This is a genomic window from Streptomyces sp. NBC_00425, assembly GCF_036030735.1.
In the GTDB taxonomy this organism is placed as follows: domain Bacteria; phylum Actinomycetota; class Actinomycetes; order Streptomycetales; family Streptomycetaceae; genus Streptomyces.
In genome coordinates this window covers 8,443,327-8,466,692 of record NZ_CP107928.1, presented here as the reverse complement: position 1 = coordinate 8,466,692, position 23,366 = coordinate 8,443,327, and the positions used below count along the sequence as shown (strand labels likewise).

The window sequence follows — 23,366 nt, the reverse complement described above, 5'->3', positions numbered from 1 at the left end:
CGACCGCGGAACACGATCGACCGAGGACAGAACTATGAGCGACTCCCCCACCCTCACCCCGTCCCTCACCGGTGAGCGCGCCGACCTGCTGGCGGCGCTGACCAAGAGCCGGCACTTCCTGCGCTTCACCACACGTGACCTCACCGACGAGCAGGTCGGACAGCGGACCACGGTGAGCGAGCTGTGTCTCGGGGGCCTGATCAAGCACCTCGCCGCCGTCGAGCGGAACTGGGTCGGCTTCATCCTCGAAGGCCCGTCGGCGATGCCGGACTTCACCAAGATGACGCAGGACGACTGGGCCGCGCGGGCCGCCGAGTTCCGGATGCTGCCCGGCGAGACGCTGACCGGCGTGCTGAAGGAGTACGCGGAGGCGGCCTACCGCACGGACGAACTGGTCGCCACGTTGCCCGACCTCGACGCGGAGCAGCCGCTGCCGCCGGCTCCCTGGTTCGAGCCGGGCGCGCGACAGACCGCTCGCCGCGTCCTGCTGCACATCGTCGCCGAGACCGCCCAGCACGCCGGGCACGCGGACATCATCCGCGAGGCCATCGACGGGGCGAAGAGCATGGGCTGAGGCCGGCCGTCCTCAGCGGAGTAGGCCCGCCGGACCGCCGGGGGAGGGCGGGGTGGCTCTCCGCGCCGGCGGGACGGCTGAAGGGCCGCTCCGCCGGGCGGCCACCCGCCCCCCGCTCCACCCGCCGCCCTCGCCGCCGGTGGCCCGCCGTCGGCTCAGCGGCCCACGCCGATGAGGCCCGTCAAGTAGCGCCAGAGCGACGAGCGTTGCCGGATCGCCGGGTCCACCAGCGTCGGGTCCGGCAGCGTCGGGTCCACCGCGGTCGGCTCGGACGGCTCCGGGTCCGCGACCGGGCTCACTTGCGTCCCCGGCGTCGCGGCGAGTTCGTACCGTACCGGCAGCGAGCGCAGGCCCCGCATGAACGGCGAGGAACGCCAAGGCAGTTGGTCGACGGGCAAGGCGAGCTCCAGGTGGGAGAACCGCTCGAAGAGCCGGCCCACGCCGACCGCCGCGACCGTCGAGGCGAGTTCGCGCGCCGGGCACTGACGGCGGCCCGCGCCCCACGCGAGATGCGCCCGCGTGCTGACCGTGGTGCCGGGCTCCACATGACCGGCGAACAGCGGGTCGGCGTGGGCCGCCGCGGACGAGACCCACACCGGGTCGCCCGCCCGGATGACCTGGTTGCCCAGCGGAGTGTCCTCGGCCGCGAAGCGCGGCACGAAGTTGACCAGTGGCGGCTTGCGCATGACCACCCGGTTCATGCTCTCCCGGACCATTCCCGCCGACAGGCTGGCCCGCGCACCGCCGCCCTCGCCGGAGATGACCTCGACCACGGTGTTGGAGATGAGGATGCCGACGTGGTCGGAGGTCATCCCCAGCAGCATGAACAGCTCACGGGCCAGCTCGTCCAGCGACAGGTCGGGGTGCGCCGCCAGCAGGTACGAGGGGAAGTCCTCCCCCGGCGTCTTCAACTTCACCGCCGCCAGTTCCGCGAGCGCCGCCAACAGGCGGTCCAGCGCCGGTTCGGCGTCCGGGCCCGCGTCCAGCACCCGCCACATGTCCATCAGCGCGTCGTCGCCCTGGGACCCGGGGAACCCGAGCAGACGGCTCGCGACCATCAGCGGCAGCGGGCGGGCGAACTGGGCGGACAGATCCGCCAGGCCCGTGCCGCCGGCCTGTCCCACCAGACCGATCAGCTCGTCGGCGTAGGCGGTGACGGCCGTCTTCAGGCGCTTGGCCTGGGGGTGCCGCGGGTCCTGGAACGGCTTGAGCGCCGCGTCCCACGCCGTGCGCAACGCCGGGTAGCCGGGGCCGCCCTGGATCAGCACGTGGTTGACCTCGAGGGACGGTCCGAGCGGCCAGTCGGTCGGCACCCTGCCCTCCGAGCGGGCCCGCCAGTTCTCCAGCCCCTTCGGCCACGCGGCGTCGTCCTGGAGCACCTCGAGCGACTCGCGGTAGCCGAGGACCAGCCAGGCGGGCACGCCCAGCAGGTCGACCGGCGCGACCGGGCCGTGGCGTTGGCGCAGCCGCTCGTACACGAGGGAGGGACGCGTCTCGTAGTCCCGGGTCAGAAGCGGTTCGAGAGACATCGTCTCCAACCGCGCGCCGTCGAGGTCCACGGATCCGCCGTCGTCCACCTGCGATTCCACTGATCTGCCGCCCCCTTGACACTCCCCATGCCGGCGCGTCGTCGATCGGCAGCCGGAACCGGAGGGACCCTATCCCAGGCCCCGGCCGCGGGGAACGGCCGGGGCGCGGCCGGACGCATGCCGGGGAGCGCCCGGCCCACGGGCGCCGGGAGCGCCCCGGTCGGCGATTGCTAGTCACGGCAGGACGAATCCGCGTCCGCCGGGACTCATCTCACGCAAACGGAACGGCGATCGCTGGGGACCGCCGCGGGGTCGCTGCCATATTCGGGATCCACTTTCGGAGGTGGCTGTGACGCGAGAGGCGACAACGCCCCAGGCGACCATGACCGGTTCGGCGGACGGCACCACAGCACGCATCGCGGACCTGGCGCACCGTCAGGAGCGCGCGACGGTGGCGGTCCCGCCGCGCAGACGCGGGGCGCTCGGCGCGCGGGAGCGGATCGAACGGCTCGTGGACCAGGGCTCCTTCACCGAGACCGGGCTGTTCGTCCGGGCCCGGTCGACGGGGGACGGCGCCCGCCGGCCGGCCGGCGACGGCGTGGTCACCGGGTACGGCACGGTCGACGGCCGCCCCGTCTGTGTGTTCGCGCAGGACTCGACGGTCTTCGGCGGCAGCATGGGCGAGGCCTTCGGCGAGAAGACGGTGGCCCTGATGGATCTCGCGCTGAAGACCGGTTGTCCGGTCGTCGGGCTCAACGACTCCGGCGGCGCCCGCATCCAGGAGGGGGTCGCCTCGCTCGCCCTCTACGCCGAACTGGTGCGCCGCAACGTGAAGGCGTCGGGGGTCGTCCCGCAGATCTCGGTCGTCCTCGGGCCCTGCGCCGGCGGGGCCGCGTACTCTCCGGCGATCACCGACTTCACCGTGATGGTGGACGGCGTCTCGCACATGTTCGTCACCGGCCCCGACGTCATCGAGGCGGTCACCGGCGAGCGCACCACCGCGGAGGAGCTGGGCGGCGCCCGGGCCAGCAACTCCGTCAACGGCAACGCCCACTTCCTCGCCGAGGACGACGAGGACGCCCTCGACATCGTCCGCGACCTGCTGTCGTACCTGCCGTCCAACAACCTGGCGCGGCCCCCGGAGTACGCCCCGGGGGCCGCTCCCGGCGGCGCGGCGCTGGACGAGGCGGTGCCCGACCGGACCGGGCAGGCCTACGACATGCGCGACATCCTGCGGGCCGTCGTGGACGACGGCGAACTGCTCGAGGTGCACGAGCTGTTCGCGCCGAACATCGTCTGCGCGCTGGCGCGGCTCGAGGGCGCCAGCGTCGGCGTCGTCGCCAACCAGCCGCTGCACGCCGCCGGCGTCCTCGACATCGACGCCTCCGAGAAGGCGGCCCGGTTCGTACGGTTCTGCGACGCGTTCGGCATCCCGCTGGTGACCTTCGCCGACGTCCCCGGCTATCTCTCCGGCGTCCACCAGGAGCGGGCAGGCATCATCCGGCGCGGCGCCAAGCTGCTGTACGCGTACGCCGAGGCGACGGTGCCGAAGGTCACGGTCGTCGTGCGCAAGGCGTACGGCGGCGGGTACGCGGTGATGGGCTCCAAGCACCTGGGCGCCGATCTCAACCTGGCCTGGCCCACGGCGCGGATCGCCGTCATGGGCGCGGAAGGCGCCGTCGGCGTGCTGCACCGGCGTGAACTGGCCGCCGCCGACGACCCCGAGGCGCTGCGGGCCCGTCTCGTCGCCGCGTACGAGTCCGTCCACGGCACCCCGTACCCCGCCGCCGAGCGCGGATACGTCGACGCCGTCATCGCCCCCCGGGACACGCGTGCGCAACTGTGCCGCGCGCTGCGTGCGCTGCGCGGCAAACGCGCCCCCATGCCGGAGCGCCGGCACGGGAACATCCCGCTCTGATCCGCCCGATCCGCCCGACCCGCCCGACCCGCCCGAACCGCCGGCCGAACCGTGTCGTGAGGAGCCACGCCCCATGGACAGCCGCCGCCCCCCGCTCGTACCCGCGTACCGGACCCTGCCCGAGTACGTGCGGCACTGGGCCGAAACCACCCCCGACCGCCGGGCGTTCACCTTCGTCGACCACCCCGACGCCCGCTCGCGCGGCGTGCACCGCACCCTGACCTGGCAGGGCCTGGACCGGCGGGTGCGCGCGCTCGCGGCCCGGCTCGCCGACCGGGCCGAGCCGGGGTCCCGGGTGGCGCTGCTGTGCCCGCAGGGAACGGACTACGTCACCGCGTTCCTCGCGGCGCTGAGCGCGGAGATGGTCGCCGTTCCGCTGTATCCGCCCGGCCTGGCCGGGCACGCGGACCGGCTCATCGGCGTCCTGGCCGACGCGCACCCCGAGGTCGTGGTGACCTCGGGCCGCGTCCTGGCGGAGGTGGAGGCCTTCTGCGGGCCGTCGCGGGCGCAGGTGATCGCCGCGGACCCGGTGACCGGTGGCTCCACGACGACTGCGCCGCCCCTGGCGCGGGACACCGGGGCGACCGCCTATCTGCAGTACACCTCCGGCTCCACCCGCGCGCCGGCGGGGGTGGAGATCACCCACGCCAACGTGGTCGCCAACGCCCGTCAGGCGCTCACCGCCTACGGCGCCGACGCACACCCGGTGACGTGCGTGGGCTGGCTGCCGCTCTACCACGACATGGGGCTCGTGCTGAGCGTCGCGGCGCCGGTCGTCGGAGGTCATCTGTCGGTGCTCATGGACCCGGCCGCGTTCCTGCACGAACCGGCCCGCTGGCTGCGGCTGCTCGCCGCGCATCCGCGCACGGTGAGCGCCGCGCCGAACTTCGCCTACGAGTACTGCTCGACCGCCGTCACCGACGCGCAGAAGGCGGACCTCCGGCTGGACGGCGTCGCCGCGCTGGTCAACGGCAGCGAACCGGTGCGGCCCGGCACCGTCGACCGCTTCCACGCCGCGTTCGCCGCCCAGGGGCTCGCCGCCGACGTCCACTGTCCGTCGTACGGGCTCGCCGAGGCCACCGTCTTCGTCAGCGCGTCCGCCCCCGGCGAGCCGTTGCGCCGGTTCGCCCTCGACCGGGACGCCCTCGCCGCCGGGAAGGCCCTGCCCGCCCGGCCGGACGACGCCGACGCCGTGCTGCTGACCGGCTGCGGCGCTCCGGTGGACCAGCAGGTCCGCATCGTCGATCCCGTCTCCCGCACGGCCCTGCCCGACGGGGAGGTCGGGGAGATCTGGGTGCAGGGCCCCAACGTGGGGCGCGGCTACTGGAACAACGAGCCGCAGAGCCGGCGGGTCTTCGGCGCCGGGCTCGCCGGCGTCCCGGGCCGCTGGCTGCGCACCGGCGACCTGGGGACCCTGCTGGAGGGGCAGTTGACGGTCACCGGACGGCTGAAGGACCTCATCGTCGTCGACGGGCGCAACCACTACCCGCAGGACGTGGAGGGAACCGCCCAGGACGCGCACCCGGCCGTGCGGCGCGACCGGCTCGCCGCCTTCGGCGTCCCGGGCGTCCGGCGCGGCGAGGGCGAGCGGGTGGTGGTCGTCGCCGAGCACGCGCGGACCTCGCGTCTCGACGAGATCGACGTGCCGGCTCTGGCGCGGGCCGTGCGCGCGGCCGTCTCCGCCCGGCACGGGCTGCGCCTCGCCGACGTCGTCCTCGTCGCCCCGGGCGCAGTGCCCCGCACGTCCAGCGGCAAGGTGTCGCGGGCGCTGACCCGGACCCGCTACCTGGAGGGCGCCTACGCGCCGCGGAGCGCGGGATGAGGGCCGCCGACGAGGAGGCGCTGCGCCGGCTGATCACGGACCGGGTGACCGCCTGGCAGGGCGGCTCCGCGGACACCGTGCCGACCGTGCCGACGCCGACGGACGCGCCGGCGAAGGTGACGACGGACGTGCCGCTGGACGTGCCGCTGGCGGACCTCGGGATGTCGTCGCGGGACGCGGTCGTGCTGGCCGGGGAGCTGTCCCGGCTGACGGGCCGTGAGCTGCCGGCGACACTGCTCTGGGAGGCGCCCACCGCCCAGGCGCTGGTGACGCACCTGTGCGCCACGGCCGCGCAGGACACCACGGGGCAGACCACCGCAGGACAGGACACCGCGGGGCATACCACCGCAGGGCAGGACATCGCGGGGCAGGCCGCCTCAGGGCGAGACACCGCCGCAGAGCATGCTCCCGTGGCGCCCGCGTCCCTTGCCCCGACGGGGCTCGGCGAGCCCGTCGCGGTCATCGGGGTGGGGTGCCGGCTGCCGGGCGGGGTGCGCGGGCCGGCCGACTACTGGCGGCTGCTGTGCGACGGCGTCGACGCGATCGGGCGGGTCCCGGCGGACCGCTGGCGCGACTTCACGGCGTTCCCGCCGAAGGACGCACCGACGCACGGCGGCTACCTCGACGACGTCGCCGGGTTCGACGCCGACTTCTTCCGCATCACCCCGCGCGAGGCCGCGGTGATGGACCCGCAGCAGCGGATCCTTCTGGAGGTCGTCCGCGAGACGCTCGACCACGCCGCGGTGCCGGCCGCCGCCCTGGCGGGCACGGCCACCGGCGTCTTCGTCGGCGTCAGCGCCGCCGAGTACGGACAACTGACCGGCGCCGACGCGACGGCCGTCGATCCCTGGGCGCCCGCCGGGGCGGCGCTCAGTGTGACGGCGGGACGGCTGGCCTACACGCTCGACACCCGCGGGCCGAGCATGGCGGTCGACACGGCCTGCTCGTCCTCCCTGGTCGCGCTGCACCACGCCTGCGTCAGTCTGCGCTCCGGCGAGAGCGACACGGCGATCGCCGCCGGGGTCAACCTGCTCCTGTCCCCCGCCGTCGGCGTCGCGTTCGGGCAGGCCGGCGCCCTCGCAGCGGACGGACGCTGCAAGCCGTTCTCCGCGGCGGCCGACGGCATCGGCCGCGGCGAGGGCTGCGCCGCCGTGCTCCTGAAGCGGCTCTCCGACGCCGAGCGGGACGGCGACCGCGTCCTCGCCGTCGTGCGGGCCACCGCCGTCAACTCCGACGGCCGCTCCAACGGGCTGCTGGCCCCCAACCCCGCCGCACAGCAAGCCCTGTTGGCGACCGCGTACAGGCGGGCCGGGCTGGTCGCGGGGCAGGTCGACTACGTCGAGGCGCACGGCACGGGCACCCCGCTCGGCGACCCGATCGAGGCGGGCGCGCTGGACGCGGTGCTGGGTCCGGGGCGCGACCTCGAACAGCCGCTGCTGCTCGGCTCGGTCAAGGGCAACCTCGGCCATCTGGAGGCCGCGGCGGGGCTCGCCGGGCTGGTGAAGACGGTCCTCGCCCTCCACCACGACCTCATCCCGCCGTCCCTGCACTGCGCGCACGGAAGCGCCGTGGGCGAGGCGCGGCTGCGGGTGGTGACCGAGTCCGAGCCGTGGCCCCGTTACGGCGGCACGGCCGTCGCCGGCGTCTCGGGTTTCGGCTTCAGCGGCGCCAACGCCCATGCGGTGCTGGAGGAATGGCGGACCGACGCCCTCCCGCGGCCGGTCGAGGAGCCGGCCGCCCGGCTGCATCTGCTGTCCGACGTCGACTCCGAGCGGGTCCGGGACACCGCGGGCCGGCTGGCCGCCTGGCTCCGCACGCCCGAGGGGAGGGCGGTCCACCCGGCTGACGTGGCGCGTACGCTCGCCGGACGCACCGGTCGCGGACCCGTGCGCGCCGCGGTGGTCGCCCATGACACGGACGAACTGGCCGATGCCATGGACGCGTTGGCACACCACCGCCCGCACACGCACACGCACACGCACACGGTGACCGGTGACCGTGATCTCGTGGGGCGGGGCCCGGTGTGGGTGTTCTCCGGCTACGGCAGCCAGTGGCCCGGCATGGGACGCCGGCTCCTGGCCGAGGAACCGGCGTTCGCCGCGGCCGTGGAGAAACTCGACGCGCAGCTCGTCGGCGCCTGCGGATTCTCGCTGCACGACCGGCTGACGTCCGAAGACCCCCTGGACCGCCTGGAGATCGCCCAGCCCGTGCTGTTCGGGGTGCAGGTGGCGCTCGCCGAGTCGTGGCGCTCGTACGGGGTGGAACCGGCCGCGGTGATCGGCCACTCGATGGGCGAGGTGGCCGCCGCCGTCTGCGCGGGCGCGCTGGAAGTGCCGGAGGCCGCCCTGGTCATCGCCGTGCGGGCCCGGCTGCTGAGCGGGCTGCGGGGCGGCGCGATGGCCGTGGTCGAGGTGGACGACACCGAACTCGTCGTCCTGCAGAGGGACTTCCCCGGCGTTCAGATCGCCGTCCACTCCTCGCCCCGGCAGAAGGTGGTCACCGGGGACGAGCCGGCGGTCGCCGGGCTGGTGCGCCGACTGGAGGAGGAGGGACGCGTCGCACGGTTCATGCAGGTGACCGGCGCCGGGCACTCGTCCCGGGTCGATCCGCTGCTGCCGGAGCTGACCGACGCCCTGGCCGAGGTCCGGGGGCGGCGCCCGCGGGTGCCGGTCTACTCCACCGTCCTCGACGACCCGCGCGGCGACTGCGCGTTCGACGCCGTCCACTGGGCCGCCAACCTGCGCCGGCCGGTGCGTCTGGACCGGGCCCTCGCGGCGGCTGCGGCCGACGGCCACACCGCGTTCGTCGAGATCTCACCGCATCCGGTCCTGACGGGGCCCATCGCCGACACCGTGCCCGGCGCCCTCGCCGTGGGCTCCCTGCGTCGCGGTGCGGACGGCGGCGCCGCGTTCCTCACCCAGGTGGGCTCGCTGTACGCCGCCGGGCTGCCCCTGCCGCCGCCGACGGACGGTCGCGTCGTCGACGTGCCCGCGCCGCGCTGGCGGCACACCCGGCACTGGTGGACGGACGGCCGGCCCCGGGCCTCGGGGCAGGCGGCGAGCCGCCCGGCGTGGCACACCGGACCGGCCCATGGGCCCACGGGCGCCGGGTGGGCCGCTCCCGTCGAGCGGACCGACCCTCCGGCGCGGGCCGCAGCCGCCCCTGCCGCTGCGGCTCCTGCATCCGCTGCCCCTGCCTCTGCCTCTGCCGCTACCGCGGCCGCTCCCGGGGAGGCTGAACCGGCCGGGCACGCGGATGCGATCGGGGAGACGGCAGAGGTCACGGGGACAGGCGACGCCGCCTCCGTCGCCGCGCGTCTCGGGCGTCACATCGCGGACGTCACGGGGCATCCGACGGCCCGGATCACGCCCGCCACCGTACTGGCCGACCTGGGTCTGGACTCGCTGATGGCGGTCCGCATCCGCACCGCCGTGGAGCGCGAGTTCGGGATCACGCTGCCGCTGCGCGACCTGCTCGGCGCCGCCACCGTCGCCGAGGCGGCCGAACGCGTCCGGCAAGGCGGCGCCGCGTCAAAGGACGGGCGAACCCTGCCCGCGTCAGAGGACAGCTCCTCGCCGCAGCGGCTCCCGCACCTCCCGCACCCTTTACAGCCCTTGCAGCTCTTCCAGCTCTTCCAGCTCTTCCAGCCCTTGCAGCCCTTGCGCCCCGGCGGCCCACGCCCGCCGCTTTTCCTGTTCCACGCGGCCGGGGGTTCCTCCGACGTCTACCGCACCCTCGCCCAACGGCTGGGGGACGTCCGCCCCGTGCTGGGCGTGAACCGGCTGGAGGAGGCCGGCACCGTGCCGGAGAAAGCCCGCCGCTACGCCGAGGCGATCACCGCCGCCCACCCCACGGGGCCCGTGCTGCTGGGCGGCTGGTCCTTCGGCGGCTTCCTCGCCCAGGAGACGGCACGGCTGCTCACGGACGCCGGACGGGCCGTGCCCCTGGTCGTGCTCATCGACTCGGTGCGCCCGCTTCTCCCCCCTCCCGGTCCCGCTCGGGCCGACCGCGTCCGCGCGCACTTCGCGGGGTTCGCCCGACATGTCGCAGACGTCTACGGGGTCCGTCTGCGGCTGCCCCACGACGAGCTGGCGGCGACGGACGACGACCGCGAGCGCATCGACCTCGTCCTGCGGACCCTGCGCGCCGCAGCCGACGTGCCGTCCGCCGCGCTGGAGCACCAGCGGGCCTCCTACCTGGACCTGAGGATCGGCGAGGCCCACCGCCCGAGCCGTTATGCCGGTCGCGTGGTGCTGTACCGGGCCACCGAGCCGGCTCCGCACACCGTGCGCGACCCGGCCTACGAACGCGACGACGAGGCCCTCGGCTGGGACGCCGTGTGCCCCGATCTGACAGTGGTGCCGGTCCCGGGGCACCACCTGTCGCTGCTCGACCCCCCGCACGTCGACGAGATCGCCGCCCACCTGGGGCAGCTGCTCGCCGCGCCGGGCGGAACCGCCGAACCTCACTGAGGAGCCGCCATGCCGCACCGCACCGCCGGAACGTCCCGACGCGCCGTCACCAAAGCCGCGGCGGCCACAGGACTGGCCGCCCTGTTCGGCGCCCACGCCACGGCGACGGCCCACGCCACCACCACGGCCCACGCCACCGACACGGTCACCGCGGCGGGCCGGGCCGCGACCCTGCCGGGGCCACGGACCGTCGACGTCTCCGTCTCCTCCCCGGCGCTGGGCCGCCGGGCTCCGCTGCGGCTGATCCTGCCCACCGGCTTCGACAACCGGCCCGAGCGGACCTACCCCGTGCTGTATCTGCTGCACGGCGCTCACGACGACTACACGTCCTGGACCCGGGAGACGGACATCGAGGCCTTCACCGAGGGCCGCGACCTGATCGTGGCCATGCCCGACGCGGGACCCACCGGCATCCCGTCCGCGTGGCGGGGCGGCCCCGACTACGAGACGTTCCAGGTGCGGGAGGTCCCGGCGCTGCTCGCCCGCGACTACCGGGCCTCCGGCGTGCGGGTCGTCGCCGGGGTCTCCACCGGGGGCTACGGGGCGATGGCGCACGCGGCACGCCACCCCGGCGCGTTCGCCGCCGCGGCCTCCTACAGCGGCGTCCTCGACACCACGGCCCCCGGGGTGCCGACCCTCGTGGACGCCATCGTGGCCCGCGAGAACCTGCTTCCGCCGTCCCTGTGGGGCAACCCGATCCTCAACGCCCCGACCTGGCGCGACTTCAATCCGCGGGCGCGCGCGGCCGGGCTGCGGGGCACGCCCCTGTACGTGTCGAGCGGCAGCGGGGTGGTCGGCGGCGCCGGCGACTGGCTGCCCGAGGCACTGGAGAGCACGCTGTGGCCCTCGGCGCACGGCTTCACCGGCGCGCTCGCACTCCTCGGCATCTCCGTCACCACCCACTTCTACCCGGGAGGAGGACACAGCTGGACCTACTGGCGGCGGGAGTTCACCGCCTCCTGGCCGATGCTCGCCGGTGCGCTGGGGGTGCCGGAATGATGTCGGTGCCGCCGGGGCACGGAACGGAGCGCAGAGGTCGTCCGTCCAACACGGGACGACCCTCTCGTCCCACGGGCACCGGTGCGTGGGCGAACCGTCTCCGGGTGAAAGGAGCGTCCGTCGTGGCTGTCCCCGCTCCCCGCGGCGAACCCGTCGGCCCCCGAACCGCTCCGGTCCCGCCGGACCTCGCCGAGCTGCTGCGCTCCGATCTCGAAGGCGTGGCCGACGAAGTGGAGGAAGAGGTCCGCAGACAGGTTCCCGAATACTCGGGGCCGGCCGCCGGGGTCCAGGGTCGCCACATCAGAGCCGGCGTGGTCCAGGCGCTCACCCTGTTCGTCGACCACATCGCCGACCCGCGGGGCCAGGACGCCGCCATCGCCGCGACGTACTACGAACTCGGCCGCGGTGAAGCCATCGAGGGACGCAGTCTGGACGCGCTGCAGTCCGCGTTGCGCGTGGGCGGGCTGCACGCCTGGCGGCGGCTGAGCCGCACGGCGGAGGAGGTCGGGCTGGACTCGACGGCCGTGGCCGCCCTCGGCGAACTGGCGTTCAGGACCGTGCACGAGGTCGCGGAGGCGGCCGCCGCCGGATACGCCGAGGCACGGTGCCACAGCGCGGGAGAGCTGGAGCGGCGGCGTCGGCGCCTGCTCGGCCAGCTGCTGGGCGAGGGGCCGGTGTCCCCCGAGGCGGTGCAGGAGCTGGCGCACGCCGCACGCTGGCGGGTGCCCTCGCAGGTCGCGGTCGTCGTGCTCGCGACCAGCGCCGACCAGTACGCACAGGATCCTCCGCCGGCGGCGCCCGGAGCGCTGGTCGACATGGAGTCACGTCCGCCGAGGGTGCTGGTCCCGGACCCGGAGGGCGCAGGCCGCTTCGGCGGCCGGTCGTTCGTCCTCGGTCTGCGGGGACGTCCGGCGGCGATCGGTCCGACGGTCCCGGTCGCCGAGGCCGCGCACTCGCTGCGCTGGGCGACGCGGGCGCTGGGGCTGATGGGCCGCGGCGTGCTGCCCCGGCAGGGCGTGGTGCGCTGCGCCGACCATCTGTCGACGCTGCTCCTGCACAGCGACGAGCCGCTGCTCGGCCACCTGGCGGCACGAGCCCTCGCTCCCCTCGACGCCGTGTCCGAGGGACAGCGGACCAGGCTGGCAGAGACGCTGCTGGTCTGGCTGCTGACCGGCAGCAACGTGCCCGACGTGGCCGCCCGGCTGCACATCCACCCGCAGACGGTCCGCTACCGGCTGCGCCAACTGGAGAAGCTGTTCGGCGACGCCCTGCACGACCCCGGCGCCCGGCTGGACCTGATCCTCGCCCTGCGCTCCACGGCGGCGCACGGCGACGCGGCGCGGACACTAACTTCGGAACAATAAGACGCGGGATTTCTGAATTCCCGTCCATAACACCCCTCAGGGAAACGCGAATACCTTCGGGACTGTCCTTTTCCGTAGGCGCGCACAACGCGCCGCACCCCCAAGGATCCCCATGCGTATTCGCCTGTGCCTTGCCGCGCTCTCCCTCGCCGGAGGGGTCGGACTGACCGCCGCCTCGGCCCCTTCGGCATCCGCGGCCGCCTGCTCGGACATCGACGTCGTGGCAGCTCGCGGCACCTTCGAGCCGGGCACGCTCGGCCTGATCGTCGGCGACCCGGTCTATTCGGCCCTGCAGAAGAAACTGACGGGAAAGAAACTCTCCAGCTATGCGGTGAACTATCCCGCGGACCTTTCCCTCACCTCCGCCGCGCAGGGAAACGCCGATCTCGTGAACCACGTCAAGGCGCAGGCCGCGGCCTGTCCCGCTCAGCGCTTCCTCCTGGTCGGCTATTCGCAGGGCGCGAACGTGGTCGACAACTCACTCGGCATCAGCAGCGCCGGCGCGGTGGTGGGCAGTCCCATCGTGGCGACCCTCCCCGCGGCCGTCGAGCCGAAGGTCGCCGCCGTCCTGCTGTTCGGCAACCCGATCCGGGCGCTCGGCAAGAGCGTCACCGGCGTCTACCAGAGCCGCACCATCGACTTCTGCGCCGACGGCGACCCCATCTGCGAGAACGGCGGGGACGACGTGCTGGCGCACCTCGGCTACACCTCCGACGCCGGCGCGGCGGTCACGTTCGCCGCCGGCCGGGTCTGACCCGCCGGAACGCGGGCGCACGGACGGGTCCGGGAGGTTCTCCTCCCGGACCCGTCCGTGCGTGCGTGCGGGGTGGCGGTGGCTGCCGCCCGGACGCGCCGTGCGTTCGAGGGACGATGGCTGCCGCCCGGGCCCCTCGTGTGTGCGAGGGGCTTCGCGGGGCGACGGCTGCCGCCCGGGCCCCTCGTGTGTGCGAGGGCCGGTGGCCGACGCCAGAGCCCTGACCCGCGCCGGCGTCAGCCTCCTGCACCCCCGCCGACCGCTATCGCGGAGCGCGGGCGAACGCGGCGAGGCTGCTCGACACCGGCTCGGGCCTGCCGTCGCTCTGCACCGGCGCCGCGGTCAGCACGTCGAGATGCTGGTAGCCGGCGGCCACCACGGGATGCAGGTCGGCCGGGATGCGGCCGGCGAGCAGTCCGTCGCCCGCGAGCACGGTGAGCGTCGGGTTGGCCGTCAGCCCGCCGGGATGGACGACGAGCCTCTTCACCTGTGGCGAGGTGGCCGACTGGATGTCGGAGACCAGCTTGGTCGGGAAGTACTGCTCGGTGAAGTCCAGCGGCTGCTCCGCCAGGCTGCGGGCCAGTTCCCGGATGTCGGTCACCTCCTTGCCCGCTCCGGTGAACGGTGTGCCGTCGGCCGACCGGTACCCGGGATCGTCGGCGTCACCGACGCGGTCGTAGTTCCGCCAGGTGTACAGCGGCCCGTGCGGCCGCGCGGGGATGGCCTTGTACTCGACGCCGAACAGCTGCGTCGGCTGCGCACTGCCGTTGGCTGCGGGGAAGTCCTTGTCCACGACCGGGCCGCCGTCGAAGAAGCCCACGCTGCTCTGCAGGAACGCCAGCGGCACGGACTGATCGTCCATCAGCGCCCCGAGCACGGCGGCGTTGGTGAGCCGGAAGTCCCTCACGGCCGGGGAGCCGGTGAGGAAGGCCGCGGCGTCCTTCGAGAACAGGAACCGGTTGGTGGCCTCGATGTTGAGGCCGGAGGGGAGGTAGGCGGGCAGGTCCGCCTCGGCGTCGGGGTCGTGCAGGGTTCCCAGGCCGGCGATGGCGAGCAGGGTCATGGTCTCCGGGTTGAGCAGGACCGGCGCGGACAGCGAGCGTGGGAGCACTCCGCTGTCGAGTCCCGCCTGCACCGCGGCGTAACCGAGCCCGACGTCCGGAACACCGGCGTCGTCGGGGATGCTGCCGCTCAGGTCGTCCAGGGAGATGGAGACCGTCGTGTCCAGGGCGAAGTAGCCGGCGCACTGGTTCTGTCCGGCGTCCGCCGTGGTCGCGGGGTCGCCGTCGAAGTCCGCGGCGGCGAAGTACCCGGTGATCACGCCGCCCAGCGAGTGTCCGCCGCACAGCACCTTGCTCCTGCGCAGGCCGCGGTCGGGCAACTCGGCGACGAGCAGGTCGTACTGGTCCCGCACGGTCTGCTCGATGCCGAGCTTCGCCAGCCACCCGAGGTCGGCGTTGCCGGCGAACCCGTCGAAGGTCCGACCGCCGACCGCCCGGCCGCGGTAGTAGTAGTCGACGGCCGCGTGCTGGTCGCCGGAGGCGATGCCGGTGCGGTCCTCCAGGCAGTTGGAGCGCCGGTCCAGCGCCCAGAACTCGATGTGCCGCCCCTGCGCGACGGCCTTGGCCACGGTGCCGCGGGCGACGCTGTCGAATGCTCCGCCGCCTTCCAGGATGCCCGGCTGGGCCACGAGGATGCGGTCGGCGTCGGCCGACGCGGCCGGCCCGTCCGCGGAGCGGTAGCGCAGATAGGACAGCCAGTCGCAGGCCGCCGGACGTCTGCCGAAGGCCGGCGGCAACGGCGCCTTCACCCGCACCCTCGACTCGGTCACGCCGTCGGCCGGGTGCGTCGACGCCACGGGCGTCTCGACGCGCGTGCCGACCCCCTGGGCGTTCGGGACGGCTCCGGTGAGGGCCCCGGCGGTCAGCAGCGCCGCCAGTGCGGCACCGCGCCATGTCCTGCCTCTGCCGGAGCTCGTCTTCACGGTCTGCAGCGACGTCAGGGACGTCATGGCCTTCAGGGACGTCATGGACTTCATGGGCGGACCGTAGGGCGGCGGGAAGCGCCCTGTCGGGGAGTGCTCACAACAACGCAGCGTCCGACGGCGTCCTTGTCACCCGCCCGCAGTCACCCGCCCGCAGTCGCCGGTCGCGGCCTTTCACCCGGTCGCCCCGACCGGAGCCGCCCCCCGCCGTGGCCCGTGACGCCGACCGGTGATTGGCTGGTGCCGTTCCGGCAGCCAGTCCATCCGCAGGAAGGCCCCCGCCATGAGCAACCCGCACGCACTCGAGTACAAGGTCGTCACCTTCCGGGAGTCGCTGATCGGCGACGCACTGGACAGCGACAAGCTGGAGAAGGTCCTCAACAAGCACGCCGAGGACGGCTGGGCCCTGAAGGCGATCACCTCCGCCGACGTCAAGGGCCGCATCGGGCCCGGCGCGGTGGAGGGTCTGCTCCTCACCCTGGAGCGTCCGCGCCGCTGACGACCGTGGGCCGGCCCGTCGTGGTGAACGTCGGGCCGGCCGGACCTCCGCGCCGCGAAGAGCGAGCCGACCGGGTTCCCGCCCCCGCGAGGGGCGGGCCGGCCGGACTTCCGCTTCGGCGAGGAGGACCGAAGGCGGCCGGGCCGGGCCCTGACCGGTCTGTGCGGGCTAGGCGCCGCGTCGGATCCGGGCGGCCTTGCGGGCCTCGGCGATCTGCCGTGCCTCGGCGGACCTGCGGGAGTCTCCGCCTGCCCTCCCGGGGCGGGCACCCATGCCACGGAAGGGCGCCCCGCCGCGCTTCGGACGCTCCGTGGACGTTCCGCTGCCGGGGAGCGGGACACCGGAGGGAGCCTGGGCGCCGGTGATGCGGCTCAGCTCGGCCTCGCCGGAACGGACCTGCGTGATCTGCGGCCTGATGCCCGCGTCGGACATGAGGCGGACCATGTCCCGGCGCTGGTTGGGCAGCACCAGAGTGACCACGCTGCCCGACTCGCCTGCGCGGGCGGTACGTCCGCCGCGGTGCAGGTAGTCCTTGTGGTCGGCGGGCGGGTCCACGTTGACGACGAGGTCGAGGTCGTCGATGTGGATGCCCCGGGCCGCGACGTTGGTGGCCACCAGCACGGTCACATGACCGGTCTTGAACTGGGCCAGGGTGCGGGTGCGCTGGGGCTGGGACTTGCCGCCGTGCAGCGCGGCGGCCTTCACGCCGCTCCCCAGCAGGTGCCTGGTGAACTGGTCCACCGCGTGCTTGGTGTCCAGGAACATCAGCACACGTCCGTCACGCGCGGCGATCTCGGTGGCGGCGGCGAACTTGTCGGCGCCGTGCACGTGCAGCACGTGGTGCTCCATCGTGGTGACCGTGCCCGCCGAGGGGTCGACCGAGTGCACGACCGGGTCATGGAGGTACTGACGGACCAGGAGGTCGATGTTGCGATCCAGGGTGGCCGAGAACAGCAGGCGCTGGCCGTCGGGGCGCACCTGGTCCAGGAGTTCGGTGACCTGGGGCATGAACCCCATGTCGGCCATCTGGTCGGCCTCGTCGAGGACGGTGATGCCGACCCGGTCCAGGCGGCAGTCCTTGCGCTCCACGAGGTCCGCGAGGCGGCCCGGCGTCGCGACGACGACCTCGGCCCCGGCACGCAGCGCACCGGCCTGCCGGCCGATCGACATCCCGCCGACCACCGTGGCGAGCCTCAGCTTCAGCAACCGGGCGTACGGCGTGAGCGCGTCGGTGACCTGCTGGGCCAGTTCGCGCGTGGGGACGAGGATCAGGGCCAGCGGCTTGCGCGCCTCGGCACGCTGTCCCGCCGTGCGCGCCAGAAGCGCCAGGCCGAAGGCGAGCGTCTTGCCGGATCCGGTACGCCCACGGCCCAGGACGTCGCGGCCCGCGAGGGAGTTCGGCAAGGTGGCGGCCTGGATCGGGAACGGCTCGTGCACACCGAGTTCGGTGAGCGTGTTCAGCAATTCGGCGGGCAGGTCCAGTTCGCCGAAGGTCGCGACGGCGGGAAGCGCCGGGGTGACGGTGTCCGGCGGCGCGAACTCCCCCTGCGGTGCGACGGGGCGGCGTCCGCCGCCACCCGGAGCGGCGCCGGGGCGGCCCCGGCCCTGCGGCCGGAAACGGTCGTTCGTGCGAGCTGAACGGCTCACGGAGAACCTTCCTCGAGGGGCACGCATCGAGGAATTCCCGACAGGCATGAGCCGGATGAATTGCAAGTACGAGCCGAATACAAGAATGACAGCGTTCCGACGGAACGCAGAAAGCAGGAAGCTGGGGCCCCACCGAACGGTGGGACCCCAGCTATCGCGCGCGCTTCGGCATCAGGCGGGGGTGATGTTCTCCGCCTGCGGGCCCTTCTGGCCCTGCGTGACGTCGAAGTTCACCTTCTGGCCCTCCTGGAGCTCACGGAAGCCCTGGGTGGCGATGTTCGAGTAGTGGGCGAAGACGTCGGGGCCGCCGCCGTCCTGCTCGATGAAGCCGAAGCCCTTTTCCGAGTTGAACCACTTGACGGTGCCAGTAGCCATGTCACATCTCCTTCGGGGCAGTGCCCAGAGATTCACACCGTGTGAACCTCTTGTGTTGCCACAAATGAACCCCGTCCGGATAAGCACCGGAGATACAAAAAACGCCCCACGGCTACGGCCGTAGAGGCACTTGAAGATTCGGGAACCACAACTGCAACTAGGTCCAGACTACCACGGCCTGCACAAACGCACTACCTTTCACCGCGTGCGCCGCGTGCGCCGCGTGCGTCGCGCGTGCCGCGCGTGCCCCGTTGGCCGCAGAGGTCGCGGCTGGCCGCAGAGGTCGCGCGGATCGCGGGGGTCGCGCTGATTACCAGGGCCGCACGGATCGCAAGGGCCGCGCGAGCCGTCGGGGCGCCGCGGCCCGTCAGCACCGGGCGGCCGCTCCGCTCGGGTGGCCGTGCACGGGGACGGCTCAGTGCCCCAGGAAGCTCAGACGCACCTGGCGGTCGGCGTTGTCGCGGTTCGTGTCCACGAGGCACACGGACTGCCAGGTGCCGAGTTCCAGCCTCCCGTCCACGACCGGCAGGGTCGCGTGAGGGGGGACCAGGGCCGGCAGCACGTGGTCGCGGCCGTGGCCGGGACTTCCGTGCCGGTGCTGCCAGCGGTCGTCGGCCGGCAGCAGCGTGTGCAGGGCGGTCAGCAGGTCGTCGTCGCTGCCGGCGCCCGTCTCCATGATCGCGACGCCGGCCGTGGCGTGCGGCACGAAGACGTTCAGGAGGCCGTCGCGGCCGTCGGCCGCCTCGCGCAGGAACGCCTCACAGTCTCCGGTGAGGTCGACGACCCTCTCCCGGGAGCCGGAGGACACATGGAGGACTCGGGTGGTGAACGCGTCTGACATGCTCTCCATCCTGACGCATGAGCCGGATACGCATGAGCCGGCTGCACACGCGCCTGCCGGAGGCCGCCGGCGCTCCGGGAAGATCCACGCCTGTCGCGCCGTTGGTAGAAGCGTGAACGATGTGCGTGAGGTCGAGGTGGTCGTCATCGGGGCGGGTCAGGCCGGTCTGGCCGGGGCCTATCACCTGCGGCGCAGCGGTTTCGAGCCGGAGCGCGACTTCGTGGTCCTCGACCACGCCCCCGCGCCGGGCGGCGCCTGGCAGTTCCGCTGGCCGTCGCTGACCTACGGCAAGGTGCACGGAATGCACGCACTGCCGGGGATGGAACTGACGGGCGCTGATCCGTCCCGGCCGTCCTCGGAGGTGGTCGCCGAGTACTTCGACGCCTATGAGCGCGCGTTCGACCTGCGCGTGCGGCGACCGGTCGACGTGAAGGCCGTGCGGGAAGGCGTCGACGGGCGCCTGCTGGTCGAGACCTCCGACGGCACGTGGTCCACGCGGGCGCTGATCAACGCGACCGGCACCTGGGACCGGCCGTTCTGGCCGCGCTATCCGGGTCAGGAGACCTTCCGCGGACGGCAGCTCCACACCGCGCGGTACCCGGGTCCCGAGGCGTTCGCCGGACAGCGGGTGGTCGTGGTGGGCGGCGGCGCGTCCGGCACCCAGCACCTGCTGGAGATCGCGCCGTACGCGGACGCGACCACGTGGGTGACGCGGCGGCCGCCGGTCTTCCGCGAGGGACCGTTCGACGAGGGCGCGGGCCGTGCCGCCGTCGCGCTCGTGGAGGAGCGGGTGCGGCAGGGGCTGCCGCCGAAGAGCGTGGTCTCGGTGACCGGGCTGCCGCTGAACGACGCGATCCGCCAGGGGCTGGCCGACGGGGTGCTGGACCGGCTGCCCATGTTCGACCGGATCACCCCGGACGGTGTGGCGTGGGACGACGGCCGGCAGGTCGCAGCCGACGTGATCCTCTGGGCGACCGGTTTCCGGGCGGCGGTCGACCATCTCGCGCCGTTGCGGCTGCGGGAGCCGGGCGGCGGGATCCGGGTCGAGGGCACGCGCGCGGTCGCCGATCCACGCGTCCACCTCGTCGGCTACGGACCGTCGGCCAGCACCATCGGCGCCAACCGGGCCGGGCGCGCCGCCGTACGGGACATCCGGCGGCTGCTGGCTCAGGAGCCGGTCGCCGCCTGATGCCCGCCGCTTTCGCCCTGCGCGGCCTCCGGTCAGCTCATCGCGCCGCCGCCGAAGTGCTCCCCGGGGTCTTCGCAGGGCTCTCCTGCGGCGTCGCACGAGGGCTCTGGCGGCGGTTGAACTCGGCGACGTTGCGCTGGTGCTCCGCGAAGCTCGAAGTGAAGCGCGTGTCGCCGGGCCTGACCGTGACGAAGTACAGCCAGTCGCCCGGGGTCGGGCTGATGGCGGCGCGCATCGCCTCCTCGCCGGGGTTGTCGATCGGCGTCGGCGGCAGACCCATGCGCTGGTAGGAGTTGTAGGGGCTCTCGATGCGGGTGTCGCTCTCGGTCGTCTTGAGGGTGGAACGGTTCAGCGCGTAGTTGATCGTCGAGTCCATCTGCAACGGCATCCCGCGCTCGAGGCGGTTGTACACGACCCGGGCCACCTTGCCCATGTCCGCCTTGGTGGCGGCCTCGGCCTGGACGAGGCTCGCGACGGTGACCGCCTGATAGACGTTCAGGGCGTTGCGCTGGGCGCCGGCCGCGACGGGCGCTCCGTTGAACCTCTTGTTCGCGGTGTCGACCATGTACGTGAGCAGCGTCCGCGGCGTCGACTTCTTGTCCAGTGGATAGGTCGCCGGGAAGAGATAGCCCTCGGGGTTGCCCGCGGCGTCGTTCGGCAGCTTCAGACCGGCCCCCGGCAGCGCCCTGCCGGTGGTGCCGGGGGCCAGGGCGAGCGCCTTGTCCACGGCCTCGTAGACCTGGCTCGCCCGCCAGCCCTCGGGGATCACCAGGGTCGGCGGCGCCTTGGCCGCCTTCTGCTGCGGCGTCTCGACGCTCAGCAGCGGCACCGCCACGGCGGTGCCGGCCACGACGGCTCCGGTCGCGATGAGGACGAGACGGCCCCGGCGCGTCAGTCGAATCGTGCTCCGTGGCGGAGTGTTCATCTGCATGCGGGCACGGTAACCCCGATAGCGTCACAAACCTCGCATAACCGGGCATATTTTCATCTTGTCGGCTCCAGTCGGGCGTCTCGGCGCAGCAGGGCCGCGTACCGGCCGTCCTGCTCCGACAGCTCCTCGTGCGTGCCCCGTTCGGCCACCTGACCGGAGTCGAGGACGACGATCTGGTCGGCGCCCCGAATGGTGGACAGACGGTGGGCGATGGTCAGGGTGGTGCGGTTGGCCGAGAGCGCGTCGATGGCCTTCTGGACCGCATGCTCCGTGCGGGTGTCCAGAGCGCTGGTCGCCTCGTCGAGGATCAGCACCGGCGGGTCGCGCAGGATCGTGCGGGCGATCGCCAGGCGCTGCTTCTCGCCGCCGGAGAACCGGTGACCGCGTTCGCCGACGACCGTGTCGTACCCGTCGGGCAGTGCCGCGATGTGGTCGTGGATCTGCGCCGCTCGCGCCGCCGCGTACAGCTCCTCGTCGGTGGCGTCCGGCTTGGCGAAGCGCAGGTTGTCGCCGACCGTCGCGTGGAAGAGGTACGTCTCCTGCGAGACGACGCCGACCGCGCGGGCGAGCGTGTCGAAGTCGAGGTCGCGCACGTCGACGCCGTCGAGGGTGACCCGGCCTCCGGTCACGTCGTACAGACGCGGCACCAGATAGCCGAGCGTGGACTTGCCGGCGCCGGTCGGACCGACGACGGCGAGGCTTCCGCCGGCCGGCACCGTGACGTCGACGCCGTCGAGGACGGGCTCACCCTTGCCCTCGTACCGGAAGGTGACGTCCTCGAAGCGGATCTCGCCCTTGACGTGGTCGAGATGGACCGGCTCCTCGCGCTCGGTGATGTCCACGGGCAGGTCCAGGTACTCGAAGATGCGCTGGAAGAGCGCCAGGGAGGTCTGGATCTGCACGCCGGTCGACAACAGGCTGACCGCGGGACGGAACAGGCCCTGCTGGAGGGAGACGAAGGCGACGACGGTGCCCAGCGACACGTCGGGGCCGCCGACCTGGAGCGTCATGCCGGCCGTCCAGTAGATGACGGCCGGCATGGCGGACATGACGATCCCGATCACGGCCATGCGCCAGCGGCCGGCCATGTTCGACCTCACCTCGAGGTCGACGAGCTGCTCCGACTCCGCCGCGAAGGACCGGGTGAGCGAGTCGGCGCGGCCCATGGTGCGACCCAGCAGGATGCCGCTCACCGACAGCGACTCGGTGACCGTGGCGGCCATCGCGGCCATCTGCTTCTGACGTTGGGTGGTGATCTTCTTGCGTTCGTTGCCGACGCGGCGGCTGATCCACACGAAGACGGGCAGCAGGACCAGCGAGACGACCGTCAACCGCCAGTCGAGCGCGACCATCGCGATGATCGTGGCGACCACGCTGGTGAAGTTGGAGACCAGGGACGTGGCGGTCGAGGTGACGGTGGCCTGCATGCCGCCGATGTCGTTGGCGATGCGGGACTGCACCTCGCCGGTACGCGTACGCGTGAAGAAGGCGAGGGACATGCGCTGCAGCCGCCCGTAGACGGCGGTGCGCAGGTCGTGCATGACGCGCTGGCCCACCGTGGTGGAGATCAGCGTCTGCAGGACGCCGAAGACTCCGCTGAGGAGGGCGCTGAAGATCATGCCGAGGGCGAGCAGGCTCAGCAGGCCGGTGCGCCCCTCGGGGATGGCGACGTCGAGCGTCTCCTTCAGCAGGAACGGGGTGGCCACGGCGACCAGCGACGAGGCGGCGACCAGAAGGCCGACCACCGCGAGGCGGGCGCGGTAGGGCTTGAAGAGTCTGAGGATGCGGCGCACCTGCCGGGGCTGATCGGGCGCGGCGCCGGGCGAGGGGGTCCAGTCGATGTGGTCGCGGGGCATGGCTCCTACGGAGGGTGAGACGGCGAGGACTGACGGAGCATAGCTCATTGTTACCTATACTCACAATGAACGGCGTCCTGATATTGTTCCCTCATGACCACCCCCGATTCCGACGGCCTGCTCGCCGAGCAGCTGCTGCGGCTCACGCGTCGGGTGCACCGCATCCAGAAGCGCCATCTGCAGCAGAGCGGGCTCGGCGTCACCCCGGCCCAGTCCCGGCTGCTGCGCACCCTGGCGCACTGTGACGCGCCGCCGCGCATGGCCGACCTCGCCGCGCGGCTGGAGGTGGTGCCCCGGGCCGTCACGACACTGGTCGACGGGCTGGAGGCGAGCGGCAAGGTGCGGCGGGCGCCCGACCCCACCAACCGCCGGGTCATCAGGATCGAGCTCACCGACGACGGCCGCACGGCCCTTCGGGAGTTGCAGGGCGCGAAGAGATCCGCCGCGGAGGAGATCCTGGATCCGCTGACGGACCTCGAGCGCCAGGTCCTGAGCGGGCTGCTGGACGCTCTGGTGGGCGTGGGCGACCCCGCGGAACCGGCACACGGGGCGCCCCCCACGGGGCAAACCCCGGGTCACCCCTGCTGAACGACGCGCGAACGGGCCGCGGCC

General features: G+C 73.3%; 17 protein-coding genes. 10 read left to right on the top strand and 7 right to left on the bottom strand.

What is annotated here, in order from left to right; translation table 11 throughout:
- Positions 1-34 precede the first annotated feature (34 nt).
- Positions 35-574 carry a DinB family protein gene (locus OHS82_RS37275; RefSeq protein ID WP_057582590.1) on the top strand — a complete coding sequence of 180 codons (540 nt, stop codon included), beginning with the start codon at positions 35-37 and terminating at the stop codon, positions 572-574.
- Positions 575-729: 155 nt separating this feature from the next.
- Here the strand turns inward: OHS82_RS37275 and OHS82_RS37270 are convergent, their stop codons facing one another.
- Positions 730-2,163 carry a cytochrome P450 gene (locus OHS82_RS37270; protein WP_328435443.1) on the bottom strand — a complete coding sequence of 478 codons (1,434 nt, stop codon included), beginning with the start codon at positions 2,161-2,163 and terminating at the stop codon, positions 730-732.
- A gap of 322 nt (positions 2,164-2,485) precedes the next feature.
- Here OHS82_RS37270 and OHS82_RS37265 point away from each other — a divergent pair, with 322 nt between their 5' ends.
- The 6 genes from OHS82_RS37265 (at position 2,486) to OHS82_RS37240 (ending at position 13,432) form a co-directional block, all read left to right on the top strand.
- Positions 2,486-4,021 (top strand): acyl-CoA carboxylase subunit beta, encoded by a 1,536-nt coding sequence (locus OHS82_RS37265; protein WP_057582592.1) that lies wholly within the window; start codon positions 2,486-2,488, stop codon positions 4,019-4,021.
- Between the two features lie 73 nt (positions 4,022-4,094).
- Complete coding sequence (locus OHS82_RS37260; RefSeq protein ID WP_328435442.1) at positions 4,095-5,843, top strand: fatty acyl-AMP ligase; 1,749 nt, start codon at positions 4,095-4,097, stop codon at positions 5,841-5,843.
- Positions 5,840-10,315: a type I polyketide synthase gene (locus OHS82_RS37255; protein WP_328435441.1), complete on the top strand. Its 4,476-nt coding sequence runs from the start codon at positions 5,840-5,842 to the stop codon at positions 10,313-10,315. Before OHS82_RS37260 ends, OHS82_RS37255 begins: the two co-directional genes overlap by 4 nt.
- Before the next feature lie 9 nt (positions 10,316-10,324).
- The gene (locus tag OHS82_RS37250; protein WP_057582595.1) at positions 10,325-11,314 is read left to right on the top strand and encodes an alpha/beta hydrolase; all 990 of its coding nucleotides are present in this window, start codon (positions 10,325-10,327) and stop codon (positions 11,312-11,314) included.
- A 122-nt stretch (positions 11,315-11,436) separates the two neighbouring features.
- Positions 11,437-12,678, top strand: a complete 1,242-nt coding sequence (locus tag OHS82_RS37245) for a PucR family transcriptional regulator (protein WP_328435440.1) — start codon at positions 11,437-11,439, stop codon at positions 12,676-12,678.
- Positions 12,679-12,790: 112 nt separating this feature from the next.
- Complete coding sequence (locus OHS82_RS37240; RefSeq protein ID WP_057582601.1) at positions 12,791-13,432, top strand: cutinase family protein; 642 nt, start codon at positions 12,791-12,793, stop codon at positions 13,430-13,432.
- A gap of 262 nt (positions 13,433-13,694) precedes the next feature.
- Here OHS82_RS37240 and OHS82_RS37235 read toward each other — a convergent pair whose 3' ends face one another.
- Positions 13,695-15,416: a hypothetical protein gene (locus OHS82_RS37235; protein ID WP_443061840.1), complete on the bottom strand. Its 1,722-nt coding sequence runs from the start codon at positions 15,414-15,416 to the stop codon at positions 13,695-13,697.
- A 283-nt stretch (positions 15,417-15,699) separates the two neighbouring features.
- Between OHS82_RS37235 and OHS82_RS37230 the strand changes: the two genes are divergently transcribed.
- Positions 15,700-15,915, top strand: a complete 216-nt coding sequence (locus OHS82_RS37230) for a DUF4177 domain-containing protein (protein ID WP_057582602.1) — start codon at positions 15,700-15,702, stop codon at positions 15,913-15,915.
- 168 nt (positions 15,916-16,083) lie between these two features.
- Here the strand turns inward: OHS82_RS37230 and OHS82_RS37225 are convergent, their stop codons facing one another.
- From OHS82_RS37225 to OHS82_RS37215, 3 genes are all read right to left on the bottom strand, one after another.
- Complete coding sequence (locus OHS82_RS37225) at positions 16,084-17,589, bottom strand: DEAD/DEAH box helicase (protein ID WP_057582603.1); 1,506 nt, start codon at positions 17,587-17,589, stop codon at positions 16,084-16,086.
- 144 nt (positions 17,590-17,733) lie between these two features.
- On the bottom strand, positions 17,734-17,937 hold the full coding sequence (locus OHS82_RS37220; protein ID WP_020125862.1) for a cold-shock protein: 204 nt from the start codon (positions 17,935-17,937) through the stop codon (positions 17,734-17,736).
- A 415-nt stretch (positions 17,938-18,352) separates the two neighbouring features.
- Positions 18,353-18,778, bottom strand: a complete 426-nt coding sequence (locus OHS82_RS37215) for a secondary thiamine-phosphate synthase enzyme YjbQ (protein WP_057582604.1) — start codon at positions 18,776-18,778, stop codon at positions 18,353-18,355.
- Positions 18,779-18,890: 112 nt separating this feature from the next.
- On the opposite strand from OHS82_RS37215, the gene OHS82_RS37210 reads away from it, so the two are divergent.
- Complete coding sequence (locus OHS82_RS37210) at positions 18,891-19,967, top strand: NAD(P)-binding domain-containing protein (protein WP_328435438.1); 1,077 nt, start codon at positions 18,891-18,893, stop codon at positions 19,965-19,967.
- A gap of 37 nt (positions 19,968-20,004) precedes the next feature.
- Here the strand turns inward: OHS82_RS37210 and mltG are convergent, their stop codons facing one another.
- A complete protein-coding gene (mltG, locus tag OHS82_RS37205; RefSeq protein WP_057582606.1) occupies positions 20,005-20,898 on the bottom strand; it encodes an endolytic transglycosylase MltG in 894 nt (297 codons plus the stop codon).
- Between the two features lie 53 nt (positions 20,899-20,951).
- Entirely contained in the window at positions 20,952-22,754 is a 1,803-nt protein-coding gene (locus OHS82_RS37200) for an ABC transporter ATP-binding protein (RefSeq protein ID WP_057582607.1), read from the bottom strand.
- Positions 22,755-22,847: 93 nt separating this feature from the next.
- Here OHS82_RS37200 and OHS82_RS37195 point away from each other — a divergent pair, with 93 nt between their 5' ends.
- Positions 22,848-23,342 carry a MarR family winged helix-turn-helix transcriptional regulator gene (locus tag OHS82_RS37195; protein WP_328435437.1) on the top strand — a complete coding sequence of 165 codons (495 nt, stop codon included), beginning with the start codon at positions 22,848-22,850 and terminating at the stop codon, positions 23,340-23,342.
- Positions 23,343-23,366 lie beyond the last annotated feature (24 nt).

Excerpts from the sequence above, each read along its gene's own strand:
- OHS82_RS37195 (WP_328435437.1), top strand. The coding sequence starts at position 22,848 with ATGACCACCCCCGATTCCGACGGCCTGCTCGCCGAGCAGCTGCTGCGG.
- mltG (WP_057582606.1), bottom strand. The coding sequence starts at position 20,898 with ATGCAGATGAACACTCCGCCACGGAGCACGATTCGACTGACGCGCCGG.
- OHS82_RS37200 (WP_057582607.1), bottom strand. The coding sequence starts at position 22,754 with ATGCCCCGCGACCACATCGACTGGACCCCCTCGCCCGGCGCCGCGCCC.
- OHS82_RS37260 (WP_328435442.1), top strand. The coding sequence starts at position 4,095 with ATGGACAGCCGCCGCCCCCCGCTCGTACCCGCGTACCGGACCCTGCCC.
- OHS82_RS37240 (WP_057582601.1), top strand. The coding sequence starts at position 12,791 with ATGCGTATTCGCCTGTGCCTTGCCGCGCTCTCCCTCGCCGGAGGGGTC.
- OHS82_RS37230 (WP_057582602.1), top strand. The coding sequence starts at position 15,700 with ATGAGCAACCCGCACGCACTCGAGTACAAGGTCGTCACCTTCCGGGAG.
- OHS82_RS37255 (WP_328435441.1), top strand. The coding sequence starts at position 5,840 with ATGAGGGCCGCCGACGAGGAGGCGCTGCGCCGGCTGATCACGGACCGG.
- OHS82_RS37215 (WP_057582604.1), bottom strand. The coding sequence starts at position 18,778 with ATGTCAGACGCGTTCACCACCCGAGTCCTCCATGTGTCCTCCGGCTCC.
- OHS82_RS37225 (WP_057582603.1), bottom strand. The coding sequence starts at position 17,589 with ATGCGTGCCCCTCGAGGAAGGTTCTCCGTGAGCCGTTCAGCTCGCACG.
- OHS82_RS37250 (WP_057582595.1), top strand. The coding sequence starts at position 10,325 with ATGCCGCACCGCACCGCCGGAACGTCCCGACGCGCCGTCACCAAAGCC.
- OHS82_RS37220 (WP_020125862.1), bottom strand. The coding sequence starts at position 17,937 with ATGGCTACTGGCACCGTCAAGTGGTTCAACTCGGAAAAGGGCTTCGGC.
- OHS82_RS37275 (WP_057582590.1), top strand. The coding sequence starts at position 35 with ATGAGCGACTCCCCCACCCTCACCCCGTCCCTCACCGGTGAGCGCGCC.
- OHS82_RS37265 (WP_057582592.1), top strand. The coding sequence starts at position 2,486 with ATGACCGGTTCGGCGGACGGCACCACAGCACGCATCGCGGACCTGGCG.